The sequence below is a fragment of the Lentzea sp. NPDC004782 genome, assembly GCF_040609115.1.
Classification (GTDB): domain Bacteria; phylum Actinomycetota; class Actinomycetes; order Mycobacteriales; family Pseudonocardiaceae; genus Lentzea.
Window position 1 is genome coordinate 72,581 of the sequence record NZ_JBEXJN010000038.1, and the last position, 22,968, is coordinate 95,548.

Genomic DNA, 22,968 nt, shown 5'->3' on the forward strand with positions numbered 1-22,968 from the left:
GATACCCGGCTACGGTGGTGGCATGCGTGACCTGGCCGGCTTCCTGCGCAGCCGCCGTGAGCGGATGGCACCCATCGGCAACGGACGTCGCCGCACGCCCGGCCGCCGCCGGGAGGAGATCGCGGCGGCAGCGGGCATGTCCGTCGACTACTACACACGCCTCGAACAGGCCCGTGGCCCGCATCCGTCGGTGTCGGTGCTGCACGGCATCGCACGCGCGTTGGAGCTCAACGCGGACGAGCGCGCACACCTGTTCCGGTTGGCCGGCGAGGCGGTGCCGGAGGAACCGGCCTCACCGTCGGTCCGGCCTGGTGTCCGGCTGCTGCTCGACCGGCTCCGGGACGATCTCGCGGTGGTGATCTCCGACGTGGGTGACGTGCTGGCCGCGACCCCGCGGGCCGAGCTGGTGTTCGGCGAGGTCGTCGGCAGGAACGTGTTCAGGGCGTTCTTCTTGGGCGACGAGAGCCGGATCCCGGAGGAGGACCGCGAGGACGTCGCCCGCGCGCACGTGGCCGACCTCAGGGCCACGGTCGCCAGGCGGCCTGCCGCGCAGGCGTTGGCCGACGAGCTGATGGCGAGCCCGCTGTTCGCCCGCCTGTGGGCGGAGCACGACGTGGCGGTGCGCCGGTCGGCGCGGAAGCGGTTGCGGCATCCGGTCGCGGGCCTGCTGGAGTTCGACTGCGAGGTGCTCGGCGCGCCGGAGCACGACCAGCGGCTCGTGATCCACACCGCACCTGAGGGCAGCGTCACCGCGCGGCGGCTGGCTCTGCTCGCGAGCGCGGAAGAAGCCGCAGGTAGGATGCCTGAACCGTGGACTCCCGTACCCGTCTCCCCGTCGTCGGCATGATCGGCGGCGGACAGCTCGCCCGCATGACGCACCAGGCCGCGATCCCGCTCGGCCAGTCGCTTCGCGTGCTCGCCGTCTCCGAGAACGACCCCGCCGCGCTGGTCGCGCGGGACGTGGTGCTCGGCACGCACACCGACCTCGACGCGTTGCGCGCGTTCGCGAAGGGCTGTGAGGTCGTCACGTTCGACCACGAGCACGTGCCGCAGGAGCACCTGCGCGCGCTCGTCACCGAGGGCGTGAAGGTGCACCCCGGTCCGGACGCGCTGCAGTACGCGCAGGACAAGCTGAAGATGCGCGTGCGGCTGTCCGAGCTGGGGCTGCCGGTGCCGCCGTTCGCCGAGGTCCACGACGTGCGCGACGTGCTGAAGTTCGGCGCCGCGCACGGCTGGCCGTGCGTGCTCAAGGCGATCCGCGGCGGCTACGACGGCCGTGGCGTGTGGATGCTGAACCAGCCGCACAGCGCCGAGCTGGTCGTGCCCGAGCTGCTGGAGGCCGGGACGCCGCTGATGGTGGAGCAGTGCGTGCCGATGCGCCGTGAGCTGGCGGCCGTGGTCGCGCGTTCACCGTTCGGGCAGGGCGCGGCGTGGCCGGTCGTCGAGACCGTGCAGTCCGAGGGCATCTGCGTCGAGGTGCTGGCGCCGGCGCCCGCGCTGGACGGCGCGGCGGCCCAGGAGCTGGCGCTGAAGGTCGCCGACGCGCTCGGCGTGGTCGGGGTGCTGGCCGTCGAGCTGTTCGAGACCGCGGACGGCGTCGTCGTGAACGAGCTCGCGATGCGCCCGCACAACTCCGGCCACTGGTCGATCGAGGGCGCGCGCACCTCCCAGTTCGAACAGCACCTGCGCGCCGTCCTGGACTACCCGCTGGGCCGCACCGACCTGATGGCGCCCGCCGTGGTGATGGCGAACGTGCTCGGCGCGTCCGAACCGCCCGCGATGGGTCCCGACGAGCGCGTGCACCACTTGTTTGCGCGCTTCCCGGACGCCCACGTGCACCTCTACGGCAAGGAGGAACGGCCGGGCCGCAAGGTCGGCCACGTGACGTTCCTCGGCAACGACATGGCCGAGGTCCGTCAGCGCGCGCGGTTGGCCGCCGACTGGCTGTCCACCGGCGTTTGGTCAGACGGATACGACATTCACGGGAGCGCGGAGTGACTCAGGTTGGCGTGATCATGGGCAGCGACTCGGACTGGCCGGTGATGAAGGCGGCCACCGAGGCGCTCGCCGAGTTCGACGTCTCGTTCGAGGTGAGCGTCGTCTCCGCCCACCGCACCCCGCAGCGCATGCTCGACTACGCGAACTCCGCTGCCTCGCGCGGCCTTCGCGTGATCATCGCCGGCGCGGGCGGCGCGGCCCACCTCCCGGGCATGGTCGCCTCCGCCACCGTGCTGCCGGTGATCGGCGTGCCGGTGCCGTTGAAGTACCTCGACGGCATGGACTCCCTGCTGTCGATCGTGCAGATGCCGGCGGGCGTGCCGGTGGCCACGGTCTCAGTGGGTGGTGCGCGCAACGCGGGCCTGCTGGCCGTCCGCATGCTGGCGTCGTCGGACGTGCAGCTGCAGGAGCGCATGGCCCGCTTCCAGGCGGAACTCGAGCAGCTCGTACTAGACAAGGACGCGGCGCTGCAGAAGTCCCTCTGAGTGCTGAACAGCACACCGGCGCCCGTGGTGAACGGGCGCTAACATCGTGCCGAGTACTCGCTACCCGGAGGTAACAAGGTGAACCCGAGCTTCGGCACCTACCAGCTCGCCGAGGAGCACGAGGCGCTGCGAGAGGCCGTCCGCTCGCTCGCCGAGAAGGAGATCAAGCCGTTCGCGGCCGAGGTCGACGAGAACGAGCGCTTCCCCGTCGAAGCCCACAACGCCCTCGTGAAGGCGGGCTTCGCGGCCGTCCACGTGCCCGAGGAGTACGACGGTCAGGGCGCGGACTCCGTCGCCACCTGCATCGTGATCGAGGAGGTCGCCCGCGTCTGCGGTTCGTCGTCCCTGATCCCGGCCGTCAACAAGCTCGGCACCATGCCGATCCTCCTGTCGGCCTCCGAGGAGCTGAAGCAGCTCGTCATGCCGTCCATCGCCTCCGGCGAGGCCATGGCGTCCTACGCCTTGTCGGAGCGCGAGGCGGGCTCCGACACCGCCTCCATGCGCACGCGCGCGGTCCTCGACGGCGACCACTGGGTGCTGAACGGCACCAAGTGCTGGATCACCAACGCCGGCGAGTCCTCCTGGTACACGGTCATGGCCGTGACGGACCCCAACGCCGCGAAGAAGTCCGCCGGCATCTCGGCGTTCGTCGTGCACAAGGACGACCCGGGCTTCTCGGTGGGCCCGAAGGAGCGCAAGCTCGGCATCAAGGGCTCGCCGACCCGCGAGATCTACTTCGAGAACTGCACGATCCCCGCCGACCGGATCATCGGCGAGCCGGGCACGGGCCTGAAGACGGCCCTGCGCACCCTGGACCACACGCGCCCGACGATCGGGGCGCAGGCCGTGGGCATCGCCCAGGGCGCCCTGGAAGCCGCCGTCGCGTACGTCAAGGACCGCAAGCAGTTCGGAAAGTCCATTTCGGACTTCCAGGGCGTGCAGTTCATGCTCGCCGACATGGCCATGAAGATCGAGGCGGCCCGCCACATGGTCTACGTGGCCGCGGCCAAGGCCGAGCGCGGCGAGCCGAACATCGGCTTCATCACCGCTGCCGCCAAGTGCTTCGCCTCCGACGTGGCGATGGAAGTCACGACGGACGCGGTGCAGCTGTTCGGCGGCGCCGGGTACACGCGTGACTTCCCGGTCGAGCGGATGATGCGGGACGCGAAGATCACGCAGATCTACGAGGGCACGAACCAGATCCAGCGCGTCGTGATGTCGCGCGCGATCCTCAACGGCTGAGCCCGCACGGCATGTGGAACGGCCTGGAGGCCCCGCCTCCAGGCCGTTCGCCGTTGCTAGGCGGCCACGCAGGTGCCGAACGCCTCCCCGATCGCCCCCTTGGCCCCCAGTACGCAGGGCGAGTCCGCCGTCAACGACTTGTCGGAGATCTGCTGGGCGAACGCGAGCGCGACGTTCATCATCCGCGTGGGGCTGCCGCTGTCCACGGCCGCCTTCACCGCCGCCGCCCGCGCCTGCTCCGTCGCGCAGTTCAGGTCCGTGCCGAACTTGTCGACGCGCGGTAGCCACAACGCCTTCGTGCCGGGGGCGCACGGCGCGACGAGCCAGCGGGTGCCTGTCGCGGCGGTGGCGGGCTGGGTGGAGAGCGCGACGAAGCTGAGCGTGAGGGCCAGAGCCGTGAGAAGTCGTCTCATGTGGTTGAACGTAACCGCGTCAAACCTCTTCTATCGGGGGAACCGTGACCACGGTCGGTGACTACGCTCTGTCCAATTCGGACCAACAAGTGTCCGAAGTAGACGACGCTAGGCGAGGTGGAGGGCGATGGGGAGGACGACCAACGTGCCGTCCTCCCAACGTGCTGCGCGGCCGAAGCGGATCGCGGTGATGGACTCGCCGTCGGCGAACGCGGCTGACGCGGAGCCCGCGACACGCGATCGGGGAAACGAACACCTCACTCCATCGGTCGACATGGTGATGTCGTTGCTCCCATGGTGATCCGGAACGACGCCTTGATCTTCAGGTAGCCGTGCACCGCGGGGTCCAGTGTTGACCGGGTCAAGTCGATCTGGGTCAGCTCCGAGCTCGTGGTGAGATGCCGGAACGCCTGCCTACCGCTTCGACCGGTGAACCGCTCAACCCGAACGATCCTTCGCGATGCACACCCCGCTCGACCTAGCGGATCCGAGCTTCCGCCGCGGCCTGCGGCGTCTGGCCGTACATGCTCATGACCGAGGTCTCGTCCAGCATCAGGAACGTGCGGATCCGTCCCCGTTCGATGTCGGCGGGATGTGGTTGCCGGTGGGGCGTGGCGGTGACGATCGCGACTTTCGCCGCCTCGACCGCGGTCATGCTCCTGGTTTCCGCGCGCCTGGCGGTTCGCCGCGACGACCGGACAGTCCGACCTGCGCGACAACGAGGGTGATCAGCAGTACCAGCAGTACCAGCAGGAAGGACATCGTCTCCCCGAGCGGGCACCTCCGCGCGATCGGTCACGCGGAGCATCGCCGGTTCGGCTACCGCGATCACTCCGCTGAACGGGTCACAGCGCGGCCAGCACCTCGCCCAGCCGCTCGTAACTGCGTCCGGCACCGTCGGCCATCCCGGTCGCCAGCACCGCGTCCCTGGCCTCCTGCGACACCAGCCGCATCGTCGTGGTCATCGTCGTCTGCCCGCCGGACTCGACGAACTCCACGGTCGTCACGGCCGGCGGGTTGTCCTCGAAGTGCTCGGTGTTCACGATCCGGGAGTGGGGCGTGACTTCGGTGTACTCGCCGTGCATCTCGAACGCGCCGGACCCGTCGGGCAAAGCCCAGCCGTAGCGCCACTTCCCGCCCACGCGCAGGTCGACCTCGCAGATCGGCATCTCCCAGCCGTCGGGGCCGAGCAGCCAGCGGCGGAGCAGCGAAGGCGTGGTGAACGCTTCCCAGACCAGGGTGGCGGGCGCGTCGAACGTGCGGGACATCGCGATCTCGGTGTCGGACGGGAGCGTCACGGTGGTGCCGAACTTGACGGTGCTCATTGCTCTTTCTCCTTCATCTCGGTCAAGAGTGCGTCCAGGCGCGCGTAGCTCGCATCCCAGAAGCGGCGGTAGTTCTCGGCCCACATGGCCACTTCGCGCAGAGGTGTCGCATCGAGCCGGCAGGGGCGCCACTGGGCTTCCCGGCCACGGGTGATCAGGCCTGCCTTCTCCAGCACGCGCAGGTGCTTGGAGATCGCCGGGCCGCTGATGTCGAACGGCTCGGAGAGCTCCTTCACCGTCGCGGGACCCTCGGTGAGCCGCGCGAGGATCGCCCGGCGGGTCGGGTCCGCCAGTGCGGCGAAGGTGGCGCTCAGCTGGTCCATCTCGTACCTAACCACTTGGTTATCTAACCGTTGGGTTAAGTAAGCCGTACATGCGGCCGCCTGTCAAGCCCCGACTTCAAGATCGACGTTCGGGATAACGCTTTCCGATTCTGCACATTTGTTGGAGAAATGGCCCGGACGGACCTTTTTCTGGCAGGTGTGGAATGGGAGTTCTGCTGAATAGAGCAACTTGGAAGACGGTGCTGGACAGCAGGTCAGCGCCTCGCTACGTTCGCAAAGCCGCAAGTTGACCCTCTTTAAATGGGGTATTTCGAATGAGAGCGAAAAAAACTGTTTCATTAGCGTTCGGATTCGTGCTGGCTGCTTCTGTGTTCGTGCCGACCGCGCAGGCGGCACCGAACGGCAGCTCGGCCAGCCTGGCCAGAACGTCCGACAACAAGATCCAGACGGCTGCCGCGGCGGAGGCGTACTGGACGCCCGAGCGCATGGCCGCCGCCATCCCCGCCGAAGGTCCTGCCACGGTCAAGGCCTCGTCCGCACACCAGCCCTCGGGTCGTGCGGGCAGCATCGACGGCGCCGCGCCGTCGGTGAAGGTCCAGAACCGGCAGGCGCAGGGCGACGTCGGGACGATGCTCAACGAGTCGCAGACGGTCGGAAAGGTGTTCTTCACCAACCCGGCCAACGGCCTGAACTACGTGTGCTCGGCCGCGACCGTCAACAGTGGCAAGAAGAAGCTGGTCCAGACGGCGGGGCACTGCGTGCACGGCGGTGCCGGTGGCCAGTGGATGACCAACTGGGTGTTCGTGCCTCGCTACCGCAACGGCGCGCGCCCCTTCGGTACGTGGTACGCGTACCAGCTCACCGCTCGCACTGCCTGGGTCAACTCCAGCAGCAGTGACGAGGACATGGGCATCGTGATCATGCAGACCAGCGGCGGCAACTCGATCGTGAACGTCGTGGGTGGCAACGGGTTGCGCTGGAACTGGGGCTACTCGGTGTACGTGACGGTGCTGGGTTACCCGGCCGCACCGCCGTTCACCGGTGAGCTGCAGTACTACTGCCAGGGCACGACCTACCACCCGCACGGGCAGGAGGTCGAGATCGCCTGCAACATGACCGGCGGTTCGAGCGGCGGTCCGTGGCTGCAGGAGTACAACGACCAGAACGGGCTGGGCTACATCAACAGTGTGGTCAGCCACCGGCACTCCGACGCGAACGTCATGGACGGGCCGTACTTCGACAACGACATCAAGAGCCTCTACGACTTCGCGGAGTCCCTGTCCCCGTGACGTCGAATCTCCCGAAGGCCGGGTCGTGCACCCGGCCTTCGGGCAACCCGGGAGACCCCGTGTTCCGTCCTCACGGCATGAGCTACCGAGTTCTCGTCGCCGTCATCGTCGTCGCGCTGCTGGCCACCGGGTGCGGCAACAGGTCCGCAGGGCTTGGGGGGAACGACGTGCGGGGAAAAGTGTTCAAGTCCACGGCGGTCACCGAGCAGGGCGAGCCGCGTGCCCTGGTCGAGGGCACGGTGATCGAGTTGAACTTCACCGAGGACGGCAGACTCATCGCCAATGCCGGCTGCAACATGATGCAGGGCCCGGTCACGCTCGACGGGGGCAAGCTCGCGGTGGCCGACCTCAGCAGCACCGCCATGGGATGCCCGAGTCCCGACCTGCACAAGCAGGACGAGTGGTTGACGAAGCTGCTCTCCGCCACACCGTCGTGGAAGCTCGACGGCGCGAACCTGGTCGTCACCGGGCCGAACACCGAGATCGTGCTGTCGGCCGAGGCGCCGGCGAAGCTCGAAGGCGGGACCTGGAAACTGACCAGCCTCATCCAGGCGGACGCGGTGTCGTCGGTCCCCGGTGGCGTGCCGGCCACGCTGCAGTTCCAGGACGGCAAGATGACCGCGTTCACCGGCTGCAACAACGCTTCCGGATCGTACAAAGTGGACGGTCAGACCATCGCGTTCGACTCGGTTTCCGTCACCTACAAGGCGTGCGGACCGGACGAGATGGCGGCGGACAGGGCGATGCTGGGCGTGCTGGCAGGCCAGGTCACGTACAAGATCGACCGCGGCTCGCTGACCCTCACGAACGCCAAGGGCGAAGGCGTCCAGTTGCGGAAGTAGCAACGGGCCGGGCGCGTGCGGAGCGCGACCCGGCCTGCCTCGAAGGGCTCGGGACGTCCGTGCCGCAGGTCTGTGCGCTCCCACCTCGGGTTCGTGCTGAAGACCTCGGGGTGCTCGCCACCCGTCCGCACCACGACGTACGGGTTGTCCACCGTGTGAGGACCTGTGGATTCGCTGTTGGGTTCCTCTCGTTTTCGTGAGGTCGTTCAAATCTGTACTAGATTTGGTTCGAAGTTGAACGACTGACGGTGGAACGACAGGATCGGGGAGCAGTCACCATGGTGAAGGACGTCACCGCACTCATCGGCCGGATCGGCATCGGCATCGTGTTCGTCGCGCACGGCTGGCAGAAGTGGACCGAGTGGGGTCTCGCCGGCACCGGCGCGTCGTTCGAGAAGATGGGTGTGCCGCTGCCTTCGGTCTCGGCCGCGTTCGCCGCGACCGTCGAGCTCGCCGGTGGTCTCGCGCTGATCGCCGGGGTCGCGCTGCCGATCGCCGGCCTGCTGCTCGCGGTCGACATGCTCGGCGCGCTGTTCCTCGTGCACCTGCCGAACGGCCTGCTCGGTCAGGGCGGCTCGGAGCTCGTCGTGGTGCTCGGTGCGGCCGCGCTCGCGCTCGGCTTCAACGGTGGTGCCTACGCGCTGGACCGCGTGCTGTTCAAGAACAACAAGGTGCTCAACCCAGCTGCAGCGTAGTTTTCTCGCTGTCCCGGCGCGCGGCCAGGCGGCCCGCGTCGGGATTGCTCACCTGCACCAGCGAGCCGCCGGCCGCCAGCACCGCCAGGAACCCTTCCAGCACACCGGAAGGCACATCCCACTCCAAAGTGGACAACACGCGCGGCTCGGGTCCCAGCTTCGCGCCGAACTCACGCGCCTGCGCGACCACCTCGTCCACAGTGGACTCACCGAGTGCGGGCGTCGAACCCTCGATCGGCGACCACGGCGTGAAGTCGTCGCCGTGCGCACGCACGTCGTCCAGGTAGTCGACCGGAGCTCCGGCCCCGCGGCCCCAGACGTCCAGCGACGCGACCGCCACGACGTCCGCGTCCGCCGTGCCGCCCGGCGGCACCACGGCCACCCGAGCGCGCTCGCCGGCGCCGACCACGCGGGCGCCGCACCACCACGCGCCGAGCAGCAGGCCCGCCGTCTGCCAGTGCGCGGGCAGCAGCACCGCCACCGGGTCACCCGGCTCGACGTCGTGCTCGTCCCGCAGCCAGTTCGCCGTCTTCGCCGCCCAGTTCGCGGCCGTCGCGCGGGACAGCTCCATCCGCGTGCCCGCCGCGTCGTCGAAGTGCGTGATCAGCGGACGACCCGGATCGGCCTTCAGCAACGGCGTGAAGAGGATCTCGGTCACGCTCACGCGGCACTCCTAGTCGACGCAGGGCACATCCTGTTGCGCTGCCACGGCGTGCATGCCGTCCAGCGAGAGCAGCTTCTCAGGACCGAACTTCGCGGGTGTGGTGGGGGTCGTGGACGACGGCACCGGCTTGGCCGTCTCGCCGATCTGCTGCGCCACCCAGGTCCGCACCGCGTCGCGGTCCACCGTGACCACGCTCTGCCCGCGCTCGTTGCGCGCGTCGATGTTCGTCACCGGGATCGTGGCGAACTCCACGTTGCCCGACGCGAGGCCCTGCGCCTGCGCGGCGAGCGTCGCGAGGTCCAGCTTCTCGTCCACCACGACCGACTTCGAGACGGCGTCCAGCAGGCCCTTCAACCTGCCCGCGTCGGTGAACGTGCCCGCGGACAGCAACTGCTTCATCGCCTGCGACATGAACACCTGCTGCCGTGCGATGCGGCCGAGGTCACCGCCGGGCATGTTCCGCTGCCGCACGAACGACAGCGCGTCGCCGCCGGAGATGACCTGCTCGCCCGCGCGGAAGTTCGCGCCCGAGTTCGGGTCCGACGTGCCGGCCTTCAGGCACACCTTCACGCCGCCGATCACCTCGGTCAGCAGGTAGAAGCCGTAGAGGTTGATCTCGGCGTAGTGGTCGATCCGCATCCCGGTGAGGTCCTGCACGGCCTGCACCAGCGCCTTGCGCCCGGCCTCGTCCGACTTGCGCTCGCGTTCCTGCTGGTCGGTCACGCCCTCGGCCTGCAGCCGTTCGGCGGTCAGGTACTTCACCGCGCCGTAAGCTGAGTTGATCTTGTCTTCGCGGAAGCCCGCGATCGGCACGTACGTGTCGCGGGGGATCGAGATCGCGCTCACCTTGCCGCCGTTGCGCGGCACCCGCATCACGATGATCGTGTCGGTGTTCACCGTGTCCGTGCCCTCGGTGCGCAGCTTGCGCAGCACGTCCGGCGGCAGCGGGCGCCCCTGGGCGTCCGTGCGGCTGTCACTGCCCACCAGCAGGATGTCCATCGCGCCGTCCTCGACGGCCGGCGAGTTCGGGATGTCCTCCAGCACGTTGAGGATCTGCGTGGTGTTGGTGTTCTGCTTGACCAGCTTGAGCGCGGTCCAGAAGTATCCGGAGAACACCAGCGTCGCCACGGCGACCAGCGCGACGACCGTCCGGCCGGCGACCAGTGCGGTCTTCTTCGCGCGAGTGGCAGCGCTCAACGTACGTCCTCCGTGTGCTGGATATGCGTGCTCAGCGTAACGACCGGAAGTCCGTCGCGCCGGGGATTCAGTTCACGCAGACCAGTCCGGCCGCCGTGATCGGCGGCGCGCTGCTCGACGGAGCGGTCGACGAACCCGGGACGCCCTGCGGGTCGACGTCCTCGTCGTTCGTCGGCGCGGAGTAGTCGGTGCCGACGAAGACCTGCACCTGTCCACTTCGGACGGAAGCGTCCTGCTGGACGCCCACGTTCGGTCCGAGCTCGGCCGCGACCTTGCGCGCGGAGCCCTCCTCGCCCGCCGCGTACTTCACCACGGTGGTGTCGCTGGTCTGCGGCGCCGAGGCGACCAGGCCGCGCTTGAACCCCTTCGCCGCCAACGCGTTCAGCACGGTGCTCGCGAGACCCTGCACGTTCGCCGCGTTGTAGACCTGCACGGTGATCGACGAGTTCGGCGGCGCGGGCAGCGTCGTGGTCGGCGTCGGCGCGGACGAGCTGGACGGGGAGTTGTCCGCCGCGAGGCTCGTGAGGAACTTCCGCACCTGCGCCGGGTTCACCGGCAGCACGTTTCCGTCGCCGTAGGTGTCCATCGGGTCACCGACCGGGATCGTGCGGAACTCGAAGTTGCCGCCGACCAGGCCCTGCATCTGCTCGGCGAACGTGGTGATGTCCCAGCCGGTGCTGAGCACCACCGACTTCTGCACGGCCTCGACCAGCCCGTTCAGCTTGGCCGGGTCGGTCAGCGTGCCGCTCGACAGCACCTTCTTCGCCAGCGCCCCGATGAACACCTGCTGCCGCACGATGCGGTCGAGGTCGCCACCGGGGAGGTTCTTGCGCTGCCGCACGAACGACAGCGCCCGCGCGCCCTCGATCGTCTGCGGGCCCGCCTTGAAGTTCGCGCCGGAGTCGCGGTCGGAGGTGTCCTCCTTCAGGCACACCTCGACCCCGCCGATGGCCTTCGTGACCTCGTAGAAGCTCGCGAGGTTGACTTCGGCGTACCGGTCGATCCGCACGGTGCCGCCGGTCATGTTCTCGATGGTCTTGATCAGCGTCTTGCGGCCGGCGGCCATCGACTCGGTGCGGATCTTCTGCTCGTCGGTCTCGCCCTTGGCGCGCAGCTGCTGGTCGACGGTGTTGCGCTGGCGGGCGAACGCGGAGTTGAGCTTGTGCTTGCCGAACCCGTCGGCGATCTCCACATAGGAGTCGCGGGGGAACGAGATCGCGACCGCGCGGGTGCCGTCGACCGGGATGTGCACGAGGATCATCGTGTCGGTGTTCTGCTCGCCGTCGGCGTACCCGCCGTTGAGCAGGGCGAGCGCTTCCTCCGACAGCGGGTTGCCCTGCGCGTCGGTGCGGCTGTCCATGCCGACCAGGAGGATGTCGACGGCGCCGTCGAGCGGCTTGGGCCCCTGTTTGGTGAGCTCTTCCGAGATGACCTCGGTCTTGACGATGCCGTCGTTCGCGCCCTTGATCTTGCCCCAGCCGTAGGACGTGAGCAGGAGCACAGCCGCCGAGACGAGAGCGACGAAGATCTTTCCCGTCACCAGGAACGTGCGGAAAGCCGCCGACGGCCGGGTGGCCTGCACCCTGACCGGCAGGCTTCTGCCTTCCACTGTTTCCTCCCCCACCACGCCACGAGTTTAGTCGTTTATAAGACACACGACGTGACGTCGCTGTGGGTTGCAGCGATGAGCCACGTGACAGACTGCGAGCGGGGAACACCACGGGAGGAACTGAGCATGCGCGTACTGGTGACAGGTGGGGCCGGGTTCATCGGCTCGCACTACGTGCGGGAGTTGGTGAGCGGCTCGTACCCGGCCTTCGCGGGTGCCGAAGTGGTGGTGCTGGACAAGCTCACCTACGCGGGCAGTGAGACCAACCTCGCACCGGTCGCCGGCAAGTTCGAGTTCGTCCGCGGCGACATCTGCGACCCGGCCGTGGTCGCCGAGCAGATGCGCGGCACCGACGTCGTGGTGCACTTCGCCGCCGAGTCGCACGTCGACCGCTCCATCACGGGCTCGGCCGACTTCGTGCTGACCAACGTCCTCGGCACCCAGACCCTGCTGCAGGGGGCGCTGAACGCGGGCGTCGGCCGGTTCGTGCACGTGTCGACCGACGAGGTCTACGGCTCGATCGAGGAGGGTTCCTGGTCGGAGACGCACGTCCTGGAGCCGAACTCGCCGTACTCGGCCTCGAAGGCCTCCTCCGACCTGCTCGCGCGGGCGTTCCACCGCACGCACGGACTGCCGGTGAGCATCACTCGGTGCTCGAACAACTACGGGCCGTACCAGTTCCCCGAAAAGGTGATTCCGCTCTTCGTCACCAATCTGATCGACGGTGAGAAGGTGCCGCTGTACGGCGACGGCCTGAACGTGCGCGACTGGCTGCACGTCGCCGACCACTGCCGCGGCATCCAGCTCGTCGCCGAGGCCGGTCGGCCGGGAGAGATCTACAACATCGGCGGCGGCACCGAGCTCACCAACCGCGAGCTGACCGAGAGGCTGCTCGCCGCGACCGGCCGCGACTGGTCGTTCGTGGAACCGGTGACCGACCGCAAGGGACACGACCGCCGCTACTCGGTGGACATCACCAAGATCTCGTCCGAGCTGGGCTACGCGCCGCAGGTCGACTTCGCCGTGGGCCTCGCGGACACGGTGGAGTGGTACCGCGAGAACCGGGCCTGGTGGGAGCCGCTCAAGAAGCGCGCCGGGCTGGCGAAGGGCTGAGGCGTTGATTCTCGTTCCCGGTGGTCGTGGTCAGCTCGGCCACGACCTCGCTGCCCTGTCACCCGACGTCCGCGCGGTGCCGTCGGCCGAGCTGGATGTGACGCGTGTCGCCGTCGACGACCTCGCCGGCGCCACCGCGGTGATCAACTGTGCCGCGTACACCGCCGTCGACGCGGCTGAGACCGACGAGGGCCGCGCGTTCGAGGTGAACGCCGTCGGGCCCGGCCTGCTGGCTGAAGCGTGTGCGTCGCTTGGCATTCCGCTGATCCACGTGTCGACGGACTACGTGTTCGCCGGTGACGGCACGCGGCCGTACGAGCCGTCCGACCCCGTCGGCCCGAAGTCCGCGTACGGGCGCACGAAGCTCGAAGGCGAACGCCGCGTGCTGGCCGCGGGCGGCTGGGTCGTGCGCACCTCGTGGGTCTACGGCGCGCACGGCTCGAACTTCGTGAAGACCATGGCGGCACTGGAGTCCTCACGTCCCGAACTGTCCGTTGTGGACGACCAGGTCGGTTCGCCGACGTGGTCGCACGACCTCGCCGCCGGCCTGCTGGAACTGGTCTCGGTGCTGCCGCCGGCCCGCCTGCTGCACGCGACCGGAGGCGGCGAGACGACGTGGTTCGGCTTCGCCCAGGCGATCTTCGCCGAGCTGGGTGCCGACCCGGCCCGCGTGCGGCCCTGCACCACCGCCGACTTCCCGCGACCGGCCCCGCGGCCTGCCTACTCGGTGCTGTCGGGCGCGTCCTGGGCAGCAGCGGGACTGCGCCCTTTGCCGCACTGGCGAAGCGCCCTTTCGGAGGCATTCAAGGCGGGCGTGGTAGCTCCCCGTACCGGTGCTGCGCCATTGGGGTGACCGGTCTGGCACGCCCGTTCCAAGTGCGGGAACCTGTTCGGCATGTTCGATTCCGGGCGCAACCCCCAGCGTCCCGCGACAGCGGATACCGATCGGCAGCGCTTCCTGAAGTGCGTTGCCGCCGTCACGGGCTCGCGACAGGTCTCGCTGAGCCAGTTCGACAAGTACTCGCCGAGGCCGCATTCTCGGTGAAGTCGTTCGGGCGTCGGGGTTTCCTGACGCCCTGCAACGCGAGCAGCGCTCTGATCCGCTCGCGCTCGTCGGTGAGACCGCGGTAGCCGCGTCCCCGGCAACCGTGGTCGATCCAGTGCTGCCAGGCGCCGGCGAACGTCTCGGCGCGGGCCGGGTCGATGGTCACCAACGCGCCCATCGCCCACGGCTGGTCGTACTGGCAGTTCAGCTCCGGCAGCCACCGGTCGAGGTACGTGGCGAGCCACTCGGCGTCGTCGGGCCCGCCGAACGCGGCCAGCGCGAAGCAGCAACCCTGGCCCGCGTAGGAGGTCTCGCTCTCCACGAGCAGCGCGCCGATGCGGTCGCGGAACGCCGTGCGGCGCGCGAAACCGGCGAGGTACGCGCCGGTCAGCTGCTCCCGCCACGCCGACCGCAGCAGCGTCTCGATCTCCTCGTCGGTGGCGGCGAGTCCCCTCTCGGAGAGCTCGGCGGCGAACTCCTCGCGGTCGGGGTCGTCGAGGAAGTTCGCGCCGATCAACCGCAGGTGCGGCGTCACGCCCGGCTCTGCCGGTACGCCTCGACCGTCTTCTCCGCGCACCGCCGCCAGGTGAACCCGGACGCGTACGCCCGCCGTTCCGCCTGAGCCGCCGGAGTCGCCGGTGCCGCCACGGCCTGAGCCAGCCCCTCGGCCAGCGCCTCGACGTCACCGACCGGCACGTGCAGCGCGTGCCCACCGGCGACCTCGCGCAGCGCGGGCACGTCCGAGCACACCACAGGAACGTTGCACGCCAACGCTTCCAGCACCGGCAGCCCGAAGCCCTCGTCGCGCGACGGCAGCACCAGGGCGGTGGCCCCGGCCACCACGGACCGCAGGTGCACGTCCGGCAGGTACCCGGTCCGCAGCACCCGACCGTCCACACCGGACCGGCCCGGTCCGACTATCACCAGCGGCGGCAGCGAAGGATCGGACGCGTGCGCCTTCGCCAGGTACTGAAGGCCCTTGCGCGGTCCGTCCGCGCCGACGAACAGCAGGTACTCCGACGGCAACCCCAGCCGGCCGCGCAGCGTGGCGGAGGGCGGCCGCGCCGCGTACCACGCCGGGTCGACGCCCAGCGGGGTCACGACGATCTTCTCCAGCGGGACCGCGAACCGTTCCGCGACAACGGAAGCGACGGCCGCGGTGGGCGTGCAGATCACGTCCGCGCGCTGGGCCGAGAGCCGCACCAGCTCCGGCAACCGGCGGTCCGACGGCGGCAGGTCGCCGGGCGCGTCGAGGAAAGCCAGGTCGTGGATCGTGACGACCCGGCCGGCGCGCACGGTCGGGGGGAGCACGAAGTTCGTGCCGTGCATGACGTCGGAGAACCCGGCCAGCATCTCCACCGGCGGGAACGGTGCGCTCAGCCACATCCGGCGCAACGCCCGAGCCGCCACGGGCAGGCCGCGCGCGGTGACGTCGTGCGGCAGCACCGTCCGCAACGCGCGCCAGCCGCGCAGGGTGAACGCGACCGCCCGTACGTCGGCCTCCTCCGGCATGGACGCCAGTTCTTCGGCCAGTGCCGCGGTGTAGCGGCCGATTCCGGTGCGATGTCCGAGCAGGGGCGTGCCGTCGAGCAGCACGGAGAGGGGTTCAGCCATGTCCACCACGCGCGATCTTGCGCAGACGCCCCGTCGCCCGCTTGGCCAACTCTGTCGGGCCGCCCGCGTCCAGGTACTCGCGCACCAGCCGCAGGTCCCGCTTCACCTTGTCCGCCTTGCTCAACCCCGGTGTGCGCACCAGTGGTGCGGAGCCCGGCAGACGGTCCGCGGCGGGCCTGGGGTCGCGGCAGAACTCCGCCAGCGGCGCGAGCGCCGTCTCCCAGGTGAACCGCTCGCGGACGACGGCGATGCGCTCACGGCACGCGGCCGCGAACTCCTCGTCGTAGAGCACCTTCTCCAGCGCGTCGGCGAGCGCGTCCGGGTCCTCCGGCGGTACGACGACGCCCAAACCTTCCCGCAGCACCAGGTCCGCGAACGAGTCGCCGGACGTGGTGACGATCGGCAGCCCCGCCCACAGGTAGTCGAGCACCCGCGTGCGGAACGCGAACGTGGTCTCCACGTGCTCGTAGTGCGTGGTGACCCCGCACTGGGCGTCCAGCAGGTAGTTCTGCCGGTCGTGGTAGGGCACCCAGCCGTCGTTGAAGAACACGTTCTCGCCGGTCAGCCCGAGCGACGCGGACAGCGCCCGCGTCTGGCCGGCGATGTCCATGTCCGGCACCTCGGGGTTCGGGTGCTTCATGCCGAGGAAGAACAGCTTCGCGTCGGACCGCCGCTCGCGCAGCGAGCTCATCGCGCGGATCAACGACAGCGGGTCGAACCACGAGTACACGCCACCGGCCCAGATCACGACCTTGTCGCTGTCGGACACGCCCGGCACCACGCCCCTGATCGCCGGGCCGGTGCGCTGCGGCGGCTTGCCCGGCAGTCCGAAGGGGACGATCCCGAGCAGCGACTGGGTCGTGGGGTCGTTGTCGTACAACGTCGGCGTGAGCCGGCCGAGCGCGGCGAGGTGGCCGAGCCAGAAGTGCCGCTGCCGTTCGGACGCGCACAGGAAGAAGTCACCGCGTTCGAGCTGGGTGTTCAGCACCCGTGTGACGGTCTTCAGGTCGAGGGCGCGCTTCTCGTCGGTGTCGTCCTTGCCCTGTTCCAGCAGCTCCAGGTGCATCGGGTCGTACATGTCGCAAACCACGATCTTGGTCGACGACGCCTTCTTCAGCTCGCTCATCATCTCCAGCGCGTGGCCCTGGAGCACGATCACGTCCGCCCACGCGACGTGCGGCGGCAGCTCCTTCGGCCGCGCCCGTTCGACGGCGAACGGCGCGTCCGGCGGCACGCACAGCGGGTTCGTCGTGACCAACCGCACCTGGTGCTCGCCGGACAGCACGTCGGCCATGTGCCACGCGCGGATCGCGGGCCCGGCCATCCGGTCCGAGATCGCGTCACCGGTGATCACCAGGATCTTGCGCGGCTTGCCGAACACGTCGTCGAGACCCAGCACGTCGACGAGGACGTCGTGCGCCGCGAGGTAGCGCGGCAGGGGATAGGCGGGCTCCAACGCCTTGCGCATCAACGGAACCAGGTCGGTGTCGGACCGGCGGCGCGCGGCCTGCTCGATCTTGCGCGACTCCGCCAGCGACGGCATCAGCTCGACGAACTGGTCGATGGCGAGGAACCCGGCCAGCGCCTGGCGCGACACCCCGACCGGTTCGCGGTCGGACGCGGGGTCCGCCGGCCTGCGGGTGATCTCCAACTGCGTCGGGTCGATCTCCCCGCGCGCGGTCGCCCTGCGCACGCACAGCGCCAGGGCGGCGGGCAGCACCTTCGCCAGCGTCTCGTCGGAGAAGTTCTTGTACAGCGCCGCGAGGGCGTTGCGCTCCAGCAGGTACAGCTCGCGGCTGTGGTCGATCGAGCTCATCGAGGCGTGGTGGCGGTGGAACGTGAGCGACGCGGGCTCGTAGCGGACCCGCCAGCCGCGCAGGTTGAGCCGCCAGCCGAGGTCGACGTCCTCGTAGAACATGAAGAACCGGTCGTCGAACCCGCCGAGCTCGCGGTACACGTCCGCGCGCACGAACATCGCCGAGCCGGTGCCGAACAGCACGTCGCGGGGGTCGTCGTGCGCGCCGTCGTCGTCCTGCCCGGCGTGGCGCTTGTAGCCCATGCCGAACCAGGTCAGGCCGCCGTCCACGAAGTCGATCTTCTTGCCGTCCCAGTCGAGCACCTTGCTCGCGACCGCGCCGACCGACGGTTCCGACTGGAACACCCTGATCGCCGTCTTGATCCACGCGCGGTCCGCGCGCGCGTCGTTGTTCAGGAACGCCAGCACGCTGCCCGTGGCGTGCTCGACGCCGAGGTTGCAGCCGCCCGCGAAACCGAGGTTCCGCTCGGAGGTGACGATCTTGGCGCCGGGCAGTTCGGCGGTGAGCCGCGCGGTGTCGTGCGCCTCGTTGTCGACGACGACCACCTGCAGCAGCTCGGCCGGGTAGTCCACCTCGGTCAGCCCGCGCACGCAGGTGATCGTGTCCTCCACGCCTCGGTAGTTCACGACGACGACGGACACGACGGGCAGTGATGCGCGATCCACGGGCTAAGCCTGCCTCATCACTCTGCGCGCCCGCAGTGTGGTTGCGCAGATCAGCAACAACAAGATCGCGATCGGCACCCCGAACACCCACTCGTCGGACCAGTCGTTGCGGTCGGCGAGCAACGGCCGCATGACCGGGTGCCGCAGCACGGTGGCCGGGCCCGGCGGCATCTTCTTCTCCGGCTCGCCCAGCACGACGATCCGCAGCTGGGCGCCGTCGGGGCAGGTGAGGTGGTGCGCGAACGCCGGGTTGTCCGGTCCGGGGACGTCCTCGACGGCGGTGATCACGCACGTCTGGGGCGTGGCCAGCACGTCCATCAACGCGCGGTGGCCGTCGCTGACCAGCACGGCCGTGCCCGGGATCGCGACCATGATCGCGGGCAGCACCAGCCACGCCGGCCCGAGCTTGCCGACGCCCCACGCGAACGCGAGCGACAGCAGGCAGCACGGGACCAGCACCGCGAGCTCGTACTCCTCCGGCACGATCGCGCCGAGCACGACAGCGGCGGCGATCGCGGCCAGCCCGATCACGATGAGCGGTACCGGTCGTCTCACGGCTGCCTCCCCATGCTGGGAGGACGCGTGCGACCCGAGCAGGTTCACCCGCGCGTGAGGATCTTCACCCGCAGCGTCAGCCCGGCCTTCACCAGCAGCCGGAACGGTGCCCACAGCACGCCCTGGTGCCGGTCGGCGAGGTACCGGTAGGCGCTGCGGTGGTGCTCGCGCAGCATCCGGCCCGAGGACCGCGCCGTGGAGTGACCGCCGATGTGGGTGACCTCGGCGTCGGGCACGTAGACGTTCTGCCAGCCGGCCTTGCCGACCCGCTCGCCGAGGTCCACGTCCTCGAAGTACATGAAGTAGCGCTCGTCGAAGCCCCCGACCGAGTCGAACGCCTCGCGCCGCATCAGGAAGCAGCTGCCCGACAGCCACCCGGCGGTGCGCTCGACCGGCGTCGTCTCCTGCCGGTACGCGCGCGTCCACGGGTTCGACTTCCAGAACACGCCGAACACCGCGTGCCCGAGACCGCGGCCGAGCGACGGCAGCAGCCGCGCCGACGGGTAGACCTCACCGTTCGGTTCGCGGATCAACGGCCCGAACATGCCGCCCCGCGGCCACCGGGACGCCGCCTCGATCAACGTGTCCACGCTGCCGGGGGCGAACTCGATGTCGGGGTTGGAGATCAGCACCCAGCCGACGTCCGGCCCCAGTGCCGCGACACCGCGGTTCGCGCCACCGCCGTAGCCCAGGTTCCCGCCGGTCGGCAGGAACGTGACGTGCTCGCGTTCGGCCGCCACCTGCTCCGGCACGCCGTCGGTGGAACCGTTGTCGGCGAGGATCACCTGCACAGGGCGGGTGGTCGCCTTCGCCAGGGTGTCCACGAACGGTGCCAGCGTCTCGCCCGGCGAGTACGTGACCGTCACGACACCAAGTCCGTCGCCGTAGTTCACGCGCGACACAGTAGTGCGTCGGGTTTCACCGCCGGTGACGCACCAAGGCCGCCCGCTCGTAGGCCAGCCGGTGCCGTTCGGCGCTCACGGCCCACGAGAAGTCCTTCGCACGCTGCTGCCCGGACGCGGCCAGGGCCGAGCGGCGGGCGGGGTCGTCCAGCAGGTCGGCGATCCCCACCGCGATGTCCCCCGCTCCGACACCGCAGTACGCGACCGCCTCGCCGCCCACCTCCGGCAGTGAGAGTCTTCGGGTGGTGAGCACGCAGGCGCCGCACGCCATCGCTTCGAGCACCGGCAGGCCGAAGCCTTCTCCGAGCGACGGGTAGGCGACCAGTTCCGCGCCGCCCAGGAAACCCGCGAGCTGTTCGAACGGCAGGTAGCCGGCGCGGATCACGCGGATCCGGTGCGGGACGGAGTCCAGGGCCCGTTCGACCTGGCTGTCCCAGCCCGGCTGGCCGGCGAGCACGAGCGCGGGCGGGTTCTCGCGGCCGACCACCGCCTGGGCGAACCCGCGGATCAGCGCCGGGACGTTCTTGCGCGGCTCGAGCGCGCCGAGGAACGCCACGTAGGGCATGTCCCCCAACGACAACGTGCGCCGCACCGTCATGACCTCGTCCGGTGACGGCGGGTGGAAGCGCTCGGTGTCGACGCCGTGCTGCGCGATGTGCAGGACGCGGCGGTCGGCTCCGGCGACGCGCACCAGCTCGTCGGACGTCGCCTGGGACGGCACCACGCACAGATCCGCGCGCTTCAGCGAGGCGCGGGTCCACGCGCGGAAGAAGCGGGCCTTGACCGACGAGTGCAGCACGGGGTCGGTGAAGAACGTGGCGTCGTGCAGCGTCACGACCGATGCGGCCTTGCTGGCCAGCGGAAGCGTGTAGTGCGGTGAGTGCACGACGTCGACTCCCAGCGACCGCACCAGGCGCGGCAACGTCGTCTGCTCCCAGGCCAGGCGTGCCGTCCTGGTGGCGACGGCGTCCGCGGCCCGCACGACGCGGGCGTTCGGCGCGATCTTGGTGAACAGATCTTCGTCGCGCGGCTGGCACACCACGGACAGCTTGGCGCCGTCGGCGTCCAGTGCGGCGACGAGCGAATCCACGTAACGGCCGACGCCACCTCGATCTGCGGGGACCGCGGTGGCGTCGATCAGCACGCTGGGTTCGGCGGTCGGCACGATCAGCTAGCGTAATGTCAGTTGCGAATGCGTTTAGCGGGATTGCGCTAATCCGGTCGTTAAGTGTGGGTGTCCCAGACTCCGCGTGCGGTGTTTGCCCAGGTGAACTCACTCGCCCGGGTGATCCCTGCCTCGACGGTGTGATGCGGATCAGCCAGAACGGCACGCAGACCTTCCGTCAACGACCCCAGATCGCCCCGCCGCACGACCGTTCCCGCGCCTCCCGCGACCTCCACGAGCGCCGGGTCGTCGGAGTGCACGACCGGCACCCCCGCCGCCATCGCTTCCAGCACCGGCAGCCCGAAACCCTCGGCCAAACTGGGTGCTGCCAGCACCGTTGCCCCCGCGAGCACCGACGCCAGCCGTTCGTCGGAGACCTTGCCCAGCAACGTCACGTGCGGTGCGCGGAGATCGACACCGCCCCAGCCCTGCGGCCCGATCACGACCAGCGGGACGCGCAGCCGTTCGGTCGCCCGGACCAGCAGGTCGAAGCCCTTGCGCGGCTCGATCGTGCCGACCGCGAGCACGTACCGGTCAGGCAGATCGGCCGGTTTTCCGCCGACGAGTTTCGTGACTCCGTTGGGCACCACGTGGACCGGAACTTCGACGCGCAAGTGGGTCCGCAGTTGGTCCGCGACGGCCTGCGTCGGCACCACGAGCGCGCGTGCCTGCCGGGCGGCCTTCGCGATGACCCTGCGATGCCACGCGACGCCGCGGGGCGTCAGCGTTTCCGGATGCGTCCACGGCACGACGTCGTGCACGGTCACGACCGCGCCCGGCAGCGGGGCGAGCGGCGTGGGTGCGTGCACGTGCGGTCCGAGCTTCGGCGGCAGTCCCCGTTCCCACAACGCCACCAGCACCCGGCGCGGCACCCTGATCACGCGGTCCGCACCGGCTGTCGCCGCGGTGGTGACGGTCCAGCCGGCGGGCGCGGTGTCCTCGAGGGCGCGCAGCAGCTCGGCCGTGTAGCGGCCGGTGCCGCCGGGGACGGGGGCGTTGAGTTGCTCGGTCAGCACTACGAGCTCGGGCACGTCGCGTACCGTCTCACGCCGTGTCGGCACTCAGCACCGTGGTGGTCGTGACGTGGCGCGGGCGTGACCACATCACGGCGTGCCTGGACGCCCTCGCGGCCCAGAAGAGTCCACATAGGACGATCGTTGTCGACAACGCGTCCGACGACGGCACAGCCGCGTTGATCAGCGGACATGAGGTCGTGCGGCTGCCGCGCAACCTCGGCTACGCGGGCGGGCTGGCCGCTGTGCTCGACCTGGTCGACACCCCGTACGTGGCGTGGCTCAACGACGACGCCGTGCCCGACCCGTCGTGGCTCACCGAGCTGGAGCACGCTCTCGACGGTGATCCCGGCGCGGCCGCGGCCACGTCCTCGATCCTGCTGACGGACGGCTCGACGCAGTCCGTCGGTGTGGCGCTGACCTCGGACGGCCACGGCAAGGACGTCGTGCTCGCCGGGCGCGAGGTCTTCGGGTTCTGCGGTGGCGCGGCCCTGCTGCGGACGTCCGAGCTGCGCGCCGCGGGTGGCGTGCCGGCGAGCTTCTTCTGCTACTACGAGGACACCGACACGGCGTGGCGGCTGCGGCTGGCCGGCCACCGGGTGATCTCGGTGGGGCCGGCGCGGGTGCGGCACCGGCACGGCGCGAGCACGCGGCCGGGCTCGGCGTTGTTCCACCGGTGGAACGAGCGCAACCGGCTGCTGATGCTGCTGCGGTGCGCGCCGGGACCGGTGGCGGTGCGGGAGCTGGCCCGGTTCCTGGTGATCACGGCGTTGCTGCCGTTCCGCGAGAACGTGCCCGATGCGGCCAACTTCACGTTCGGCCTGCGGGCGCGGGTGCTCGGCGAGGTGCTGCTGAGGATGCCCGTGACGGTCGTGCAGCGGCTCGTGATCGGCGCGCGGTCGAAGGTCGCCCGCCGGGTGGTGTGGCGGGACTGGGCCGGTCGCTAGCCCTTCTTGCTGTGGCTGGCAGGAGCGCTTGCGTCGTGGGGGTTTGGGGGGGGGGGAAGGAAGAGGGGGGATAGATGTGGGCGGCAACA

The 22,968-nt window shown here is 69.8% G+C and carries 24 protein-coding genes; 10 read left to right on the forward strand and 14 right to left on the reverse strand.

What is annotated here, in order from left to right; genetic code table 11:
- Nucleotides 1–22: 22 nt before the first annotated feature.
- The 4 genes from ABZV40_RS30500 to ABZV40_RS30515 all read left to right on the forward strand — a co-directional run bounded on the left by ABZV40_RS30500 (nucleotide 23) and on the right by ABZV40_RS30515 (nucleotide 3,725).
- Nucleotides 23–847: a helix-turn-helix transcriptional regulator gene (locus ABZV40_RS30500; protein WP_355449051.1), complete on the forward strand. Its 825-nt coding sequence runs from the start codon at nucleotides 23–25 to the stop codon at nucleotides 845–847.
- Nucleotides 811–1,998, forward strand: a complete 1,188-nt coding sequence (locus ABZV40_RS30505) for a 5-(carboxyamino)imidazole ribonucleotide synthase (protein WP_355449054.1) — start codon at nucleotides 811–813, stop codon at nucleotides 1,996–1,998. Before ABZV40_RS30500 ends, ABZV40_RS30505 begins: the two co-directional genes overlap by 37 nt.
- A complete protein-coding gene (purE, locus tag ABZV40_RS30510; RefSeq protein WP_355449057.1) occupies nucleotides 1,995–2,483 on the forward strand; it encodes a 5-(carboxyamino)imidazole ribonucleotide mutase in 489 nt (162 codons plus the stop codon). Before ABZV40_RS30505 ends, purE begins: the two co-directional genes overlap by 4 nt.
- A 78-nt stretch (nucleotides 2,484–2,561) precedes the next feature.
- Nucleotides 2,562–3,725 (forward strand): acyl-CoA dehydrogenase, encoded by a 1,164-nt coding sequence (locus tag ABZV40_RS30515; RefSeq protein ID WP_355449060.1) that lies wholly within the window; start codon nucleotides 2,562–2,564, stop codon nucleotides 3,723–3,725.
- 56 nt (nucleotides 3,726–3,781) lie between these two features.
- Here the strand turns inward: ABZV40_RS30515 and ABZV40_RS30520 are convergent, their stop codons facing one another.
- The 4 genes from ABZV40_RS30520 to ABZV40_RS30535 form a co-directional block, all read right to left on the reverse strand.
- Nucleotides 3,782–4,138 (reverse strand): hypothetical protein, encoded by a 357-nt coding sequence (locus tag ABZV40_RS30520; protein WP_355449063.1) that lies wholly within the window; start codon nucleotides 4,136–4,138, stop codon nucleotides 3,782–3,784.
- A 478-nt stretch (nucleotides 4,139–4,616) separates the two neighbouring features.
- A complete protein-coding gene (locus tag ABZV40_RS30525) occupies nucleotides 4,617–4,793 on the reverse strand; it encodes a hypothetical protein (protein ID WP_355449066.1) in 177 nt (58 codons plus the stop codon).
- Nucleotides 4,794–4,983: 190 nt separating this feature from the next.
- The gene (locus tag ABZV40_RS30530; protein ID WP_355449069.1) at nucleotides 4,984–5,463 is read right to left on the reverse strand and encodes an SRPBCC family protein; all 480 of its coding nucleotides are present in this window, start codon (nucleotides 5,461–5,463) and stop codon (nucleotides 4,984–4,986) included.
- Nucleotides 5,460–5,786 (reverse strand): metalloregulator ArsR/SmtB family transcription factor, encoded by a 327-nt coding sequence (locus tag ABZV40_RS30535; RefSeq protein WP_355449072.1) that lies wholly within the window; start codon nucleotides 5,784–5,786, stop codon nucleotides 5,460–5,462. The genes ABZV40_RS30530 and ABZV40_RS30535 overlap by 4 nt, the downstream gene beginning before the upstream one ends.
- A 314-nt stretch (nucleotides 5,787–6,100) precedes the next feature.
- Here ABZV40_RS30535 and ABZV40_RS30540 point away from each other — a divergent pair, with 314 nt between their 5' ends.
- The 3 genes from ABZV40_RS30540 to ABZV40_RS30550 all read left to right on the forward strand — a co-directional run bounded on the left by ABZV40_RS30540 (nucleotide 6,101) and on the right by ABZV40_RS30550 (nucleotide 8,573).
- A complete protein-coding gene (locus tag ABZV40_RS30540; protein WP_355449075.1) occupies nucleotides 6,101–7,036 on the forward strand; it encodes a hypothetical protein in 936 nt (311 codons plus the stop codon).
- Between the two features lie 77 nt (nucleotides 7,037–7,113).
- Entirely contained in the window at nucleotides 7,114–7,878 is a 765-nt protein-coding gene (locus ABZV40_RS30545; RefSeq protein ID WP_355449078.1) for an META domain-containing protein, read from the forward strand.
- Between the two features lie 278 nt (nucleotides 7,879–8,156).
- The gene (locus tag ABZV40_RS30550) at nucleotides 8,157–8,573 is read left to right on the forward strand and encodes a DoxX family protein (RefSeq protein WP_355449081.1); all 417 of its coding nucleotides are present in this window, start codon (nucleotides 8,157–8,159) and stop codon (nucleotides 8,571–8,573) included.
- On the opposite strand, the gene ABZV40_RS30555 is transcribed toward ABZV40_RS30550, so the two are convergent.
- From ABZV40_RS30555 to ABZV40_RS30565, 3 genes are all read right to left on the reverse strand, one after another.
- Nucleotides 8,554–9,237: a TIGR03089 family protein gene (locus tag ABZV40_RS30555; RefSeq protein ID WP_355449083.1), complete on the reverse strand. Its 684-nt coding sequence runs from the start codon at nucleotides 9,235–9,237 to the stop codon at nucleotides 8,554–8,556. The two genes, ABZV40_RS30550 and ABZV40_RS30555, sit on opposite strands and share 20 nt — an antisense overlap.
- A 9-nt stretch (nucleotides 9,238–9,246) precedes the next feature.
- Nucleotides 9,247–10,434 carry an LCP family protein gene (locus tag ABZV40_RS30560; protein WP_355449086.1) on the reverse strand — a complete coding sequence of 396 codons (1,188 nt, stop codon included), beginning with the start codon at nucleotides 10,432–10,434 and terminating at the stop codon, nucleotides 9,247–9,249.
- Between the two features lie 67 nt (nucleotides 10,435–10,501).
- Nucleotides 10,502–12,043 carry an LCP family protein gene (locus ABZV40_RS30565; protein ID WP_355449089.1) on the reverse strand — a complete coding sequence of 514 codons (1,542 nt, stop codon included), beginning with the start codon at nucleotides 12,041–12,043 and terminating at the stop codon, nucleotides 10,502–10,504.
- A 126-nt stretch (nucleotides 12,044–12,169) separates the two neighbouring features.
- On the opposite strand from ABZV40_RS30565, the gene rfbB reads away from it, so the two are divergent.
- On the forward strand, nucleotides 12,170–13,156 hold the full coding sequence (rfbB, locus tag ABZV40_RS30570; protein WP_355449092.1) for a dTDP-glucose 4,6-dehydratase: 987 nt from the start codon (nucleotides 12,170–12,172) through the stop codon (nucleotides 13,154–13,156).
- Nucleotides 13,157–13,160: 4 nt separating this feature from the next.
- Nucleotides 13,161–14,009: a dTDP-4-dehydrorhamnose reductase gene (gene rfbD, locus ABZV40_RS30575; protein ID WP_355449095.1), complete on the forward strand. Its 849-nt coding sequence runs from the start codon at nucleotides 13,161–13,163 to the stop codon at nucleotides 14,007–14,009.
- A 124-nt stretch (nucleotides 14,010–14,133) separates the two neighbouring features.
- Here the strand turns inward: rfbD and ABZV40_RS30580 are convergent, their stop codons facing one another.
- From ABZV40_RS30580 to ABZV40_RS30610, 7 genes are all read right to left on the reverse strand, one after another.
- A complete protein-coding gene (locus tag ABZV40_RS30580; protein ID WP_355449097.1) occupies nucleotides 14,134–14,736 on the reverse strand; it encodes a DUF6000 family protein in 603 nt (200 codons plus the stop codon).
- A complete protein-coding gene (locus ABZV40_RS30585; RefSeq protein WP_355449099.1) occupies nucleotides 14,733–15,815 on the reverse strand; it encodes a glycosyltransferase family 1 protein in 1,083 nt (360 codons plus the stop codon). Before ABZV40_RS30585 ends, ABZV40_RS30580 begins: the two co-directional genes overlap by 4 nt.
- Nucleotides 15,808–18,297 carry a glycosyltransferase gene (locus ABZV40_RS30590; RefSeq protein WP_355449101.1) on the reverse strand — a complete coding sequence of 830 codons (2,490 nt, stop codon included), beginning with the start codon at nucleotides 18,295–18,297 and terminating at the stop codon, nucleotides 15,808–15,810. The genes ABZV40_RS30585 and ABZV40_RS30590 overlap by 8 nt, the downstream gene beginning before the upstream one ends.
- Nucleotides 18,298–18,300: 3 nt before the next feature.
- Entirely contained in the window at nucleotides 18,301–18,852 is a 552-nt protein-coding gene (locus ABZV40_RS30595) for a hypothetical protein (RefSeq protein WP_355449103.1), read from the reverse strand.
- Between the two features lie 44 nt (nucleotides 18,853–18,896).
- On the reverse strand, nucleotides 18,897–19,745 hold the full coding sequence (locus tag ABZV40_RS30600) for a glycosyltransferase family 2 protein (RefSeq protein ID WP_355449106.1): 849 nt from the start codon (nucleotides 19,743–19,745) through the stop codon (nucleotides 18,897–18,899).
- A 25-nt stretch (nucleotides 19,746–19,770) separates the two neighbouring features.
- Nucleotides 19,771–20,898, reverse strand: a complete 1,128-nt coding sequence (locus tag ABZV40_RS30605) for a glycosyltransferase family 1 protein (RefSeq protein WP_355449126.1) — start codon at nucleotides 20,896–20,898, stop codon at nucleotides 19,771–19,773.
- An 80-nt stretch (nucleotides 20,899–20,978) separates the two neighbouring features.
- Nucleotides 20,979–21,950, reverse strand: coding sequence for a glycosyltransferase family 1 protein (locus ABZV40_RS30610; protein WP_355449109.1), 972 nt, complete (start codon nucleotides 21,948–21,950; stop codon nucleotides 20,979–20,981).
- 20 nt (nucleotides 21,951–21,970) lie between these two features.
- Here ABZV40_RS30610 and ABZV40_RS30615 point away from each other — a divergent pair, with 20 nt between their 5' ends.
- Nucleotides 21,971–22,879: a glycosyltransferase family 2 protein gene (locus tag ABZV40_RS30615; RefSeq protein ID WP_355449112.1), complete on the forward strand. Its 909-nt coding sequence runs from the start codon at nucleotides 21,971–21,973 to the stop codon at nucleotides 22,877–22,879.
- Nucleotides 22,880–22,968: the final 89 nt, after the last annotated feature.